Raw genomic sequence first — 3,803 nt, 5'->3', positions numbered from 1 at the left:
TCAAGTCCGCTCGACTTGCATGTATTAGGCACGCCGCCAGCGTTCGTCCTGAGCCAGGATCAAACTCTCCATAAAAGAGAAAATTTGATAAAGCTCAAATTTCTTGCTGGCATCAATTTTGATGTCCAAAATTTTGTCTCCGAAGAAACTATGTTTCATTAACGTTTTGTTGTTCAGTTTTCAAAGTTCAACGTCACTATTTAGCGACAGGAATTATAGTATATCAAAATAATATTGTGTTGTAAATAGAATTAAGATTTTTTTAAAAAACTTTTTAAAAACCTATCAAATCGACAGGAATTATATTATATAAAGCAACTGTCAACCAACATTCTAAATAATTAAGTCGTTTGCGACAGCTAAATAATAATACCAATAAATAAATATAAGGTCAATATATTTTTTAATAAAAATATCATTTTTTTATTATATAGATATAATTTCAAACGGTATAGCGAATTGCGATCTATCCAAATTGATTTTTAAGCCTACTTTTTAAACACACAAAGTTATAATTAAAACTCTTATTTTTTCCTATAGAGTGTTATTTACCGCCAAATAGTCGAGCCCACAATGAGGTCGGCTTTTCTGCCTGCCGAAGTGTTTCTAATTCCATATTTATTGCTTCAATTGTCGCTGCCTGTTCCTTCATAGCTTCCGCTTGTTGTGCTAATTTACAATCGATTGTACTCATAAATTCAATTTGTAATTTATCTCGAGCAAGAAGTTCTTCGCGAATTGCCTTTTGCTCCGCCAAAAGCGTAGATAATTCGGCTAATATGCGTAAGGCGTTGTCGCTTTCTTGCTTCACTACGCTTATATTCGCGCCATTTTGAGCGACAATTTGCGGTAATTGTTGCGACAATAAAACATCAGGATCGAAATCGGATGACGTCACCTTAATTGCAACATCATCTAAGGACATTGATTTCTCACGATTTAGGTATTGCATAGCCTTTAAAATCTTTACGTCATCTTGCGTATATTCGCGATGATTACGTGAATTTCGGTAGATTTCTAATCCGTTCTGTTCCAATAAGACAGCGTAATGTTTTAAATTGGTTGTTGTAAAGCCAAGCATTTCTGCTACTATCTTTGCACTAATCCGTTCCATGCGTTACCTCCGTATTTATTCGCGTTCGTTAAGCCAATTATAAAATGATACTGACCGTTTTGAATACGTTGGTTTTGCTTTTATCGGTGGTACTTCGTATGATTCAGACTTTGTAAGAGCCGCAGTAAATGCAGCTGGAATATTATCAAATTCATAACCATCTAAAATTCGCATAGAGATAGAATGAACGATATTTTTGGCCTTAACAAAGCGTTTAATATCACAATCAGAGCCTATACGAAGCGCCAAGACATGTTTTACAGCGTCAATAGGTCTTGGATAAGCTAATCCATTTAAGAGGTCATAGAACTCGATTTGAAGCGAATTTGAAGCATATTCTTCGACATATTCACGGCTTGGCGTTGACTCTTCTTCAATTGAATCTTTAATAGCGTTAGCTATATTACTTACATACTTATTTTTTTCTTGTTTTGTAGAATAGATATTAATGTTAGGACGCTCATTTTCTTCATTTGAACTTACAGCCTCAACGGATTTGATAATTTCCTGTTCAGCAATTTGTTCCGCAGTTAGTTGTGCAAATTTGTAGTCTGAAAACGAGAATACTTCGCGCATAATTTCACGGAAGTTGGGATGTTTTTTATCGACGAAAATGTATTTACCGGCACCGCCTTTCGTTTTAATTAATCGGCCAACGATAAACTCTCCAGTTTCTTTTAACGCTCTTACAGCGCTTGTAACGGTTCTTTTCGACACTTCACATTTCTCCGCCAACTTCTCCGCGCCAACTTTTGCTATTCCTGCACCGCTCGTTAAATAAATAATGCGATCTACGACCGCTAACTGTTTATGTGGAAACATTTCGTCGAGCATGATATTCCGTTCTTCTAACGTAGTCTTTAGAACTTCTAGTCGCTTACGTGTAGCAGGCNCTCCAGTATTTTCGGAAAAGAAAAAGCGCCTGCAATCGTGTTTTTCAAGACGATGCAAGCGCATATTAGCGACTATTAGCGATAATTGGTTTATACTTTACTATTGAAATAACATTCTCTATCATATAGAATAACGATAGACATTACGTCATATAACATAGTATAAATCAACTCTGCAAACTTGCACCGTGGTCTCGACACGGTTGTGAGGGAAGGTAAAAGGTCGGCAAACCGATTACTTTCCGCAGGGTTGTTTTTTATTTTCCGTTCAATTGTCTCAATATTTATAACGATATACTAAACCTTGCCAATCTGCAATGGTAACTAAATAATTAAATATTAAAAAATCGATCTGTTTCCCTTATATAAATTTTCTTTCTTAATCATTTATTATTCCAACATTGTCATTTATCATTTTTAATCCCCTATGTACCTCATTGCCAATTCCCATCGATTTTTTTCCATGTCCCGATAGTGATTTAGGTTCCCTTTGGGGTCCACGTAAAAAAGAACTACTAACAAGGACTGTTAATTGATCGCTTATTATAACGAGAAATCTTCCATCGTTTTATCGATTTCATCGTCAGTAATTCCGATATACTTAAGCGTAATAGACGGCGCTGAGTGGTTAAATATATGCTGCAGCGTTGCTACGTCCTTATTACGCTTATAGTGGTGATAGCCGAATGTCTTGCGCATCGTATGCGTTCCAATATCGTCACGTCCTAGAGCTTCTGCCGCTTTCTGTAGCGCTCTATATGCCTGCGTAGTAGATATGTGACTATCGCCCTTACGACTGGCAAATAAGTAATCCTCACTTGCCATACCGCGTGTATAATCGTCGATTGCCTCACGCGTTGATTTCGGTAATAAGAATCGTTTAGGTTTGCCGGTCTTTCTCTCCGTTATAACTACATGCTGCTTCCCTCGTACATCACTTACTTGTAACGGTACAATGTCGCTTACTCGTAATCCCGTATTAATTCCGAAGTTAAACATAAATAAATCTCTTGCACTCGAATACCGAGATAATGCCCACCGCATATCGTCAATTTCTTGTGCTGATCTTAACGGCTGAACATTCTTTTCACTCGTCATATTTTCGCCTCTTTCCATACAATATCGTACATCTAATGTATTATATCTTATTTTTACGGAAAGAAACCTATAAAGTCAACGTTTTATATGTATGAAAATATCTAAATTCGTACATTCAAAAGTCTCTTAGAACATAAAAAAACAACACCTAGATACTAGGTGTTTGAAGAAGGAAATCCTTATGTTGTTCTTATTAACTTTCTCGATTGTGATTGATTTGATCGCGATTGAAGTTTAGGTCTTCTGCGAATTCCTCACGATTGCGATGACGATTTAAATCTATTTCACGCTCACGATTCTGATCCAAGTTTAAATCTTCAGCAAACTCTTCATTTTTGTTTTGATTTTGTTTTTTATCCATTCTCATTTCACCTCCATACTTATTTATTTTGAGTCATGGGATTTTTTTTAACCAATGGATTTGTTTTTAAAGATAAATAAAAAAAGCACGACTAAAAGTCATGCTTTTTTGCTTGCCTAGCGACGTCCTACTCTCACAGGGGGAAGCCCCCAACTACCATCGGCGCTAAAGAGCTTAACTTCCGTGTTCGGTATGGGAACGGGTGTGACCTCTTTGCCATCATCACTAAACTTATTTAGTTGAAAGAAGTTTGTTCTCTCAAAACTGGATAAAGACATTGAATGCGTTCAAGATTTCAATCTATTGTGGTTAAGTCCTCGATCGATTAGTATTCGTC

4 protein-coding genes and 2 rRNA genes are annotated in these 3,803 nt (G+C 36.4%); all 6 read right to left on the bottom strand.

Annotated elements, in window-relative coordinates; translation table 11 throughout:
• Window positions 1-75 (bottom strand): 16S ribosomal RNA (locus ACFQU5_RS00030); the annotation flags it as partial.
• Window positions 76-544: 469 nt separating this feature from the next.
• Window positions 545-1,114 (bottom strand): MerR family transcriptional regulator, encoded by a 570-nt coding sequence (locus ACFQU5_RS00025; RefSeq protein WP_390283359.1) that lies wholly within the window; start codon window positions 1,112-1,114, stop codon window positions 545-547.
• 15 nt (window positions 1,115-1,129) lie between these two features.
• Window positions 1,130-1,948: a hypothetical protein gene (locus ACFQU5_RS00020; RefSeq protein WP_390283356.1), complete on the bottom strand. Its 819-nt coding sequence runs from the start codon at window positions 1,946-1,948 to the stop codon at window positions 1,130-1,132.
• 602 nt (window positions 1,949-2,550) lie between these two features.
• Entirely contained in the window at window positions 2,551-3,105 is a 555-nt protein-coding gene (locus ACFQU5_RS00015; protein ID WP_390283353.1) for a site-specific integrase, read from the bottom strand.
• 193 nt (window positions 3,106-3,298) lie between these two features.
• A complete protein-coding gene (locus ACFQU5_RS00010) occupies window positions 3,299-3,472 on the bottom strand; it encodes a hypothetical protein (RefSeq protein WP_390283350.1) in 174 nt (57 codons plus the stop codon).
• A 108-nt stretch (window positions 3,473-3,580) separates the two neighbouring features.
• Window positions 3,581-3,696 (bottom strand): 5S ribosomal RNA (rrf, locus tag ACFQU5_RS00005).
• Window positions 3,697-3,803 lie beyond the last annotated feature (107 nt).

Source organism: Ureibacillus sp. GCM10028918 (assembly GCF_042666115.1).
Lineage (GTDB): Bacteria > Bacillota > Bacilli > Bacillales_A > Planococcaceae > Ureibacillus.
This window is presented reverse-complemented; position numbering and strand designations above follow the sequence as displayed.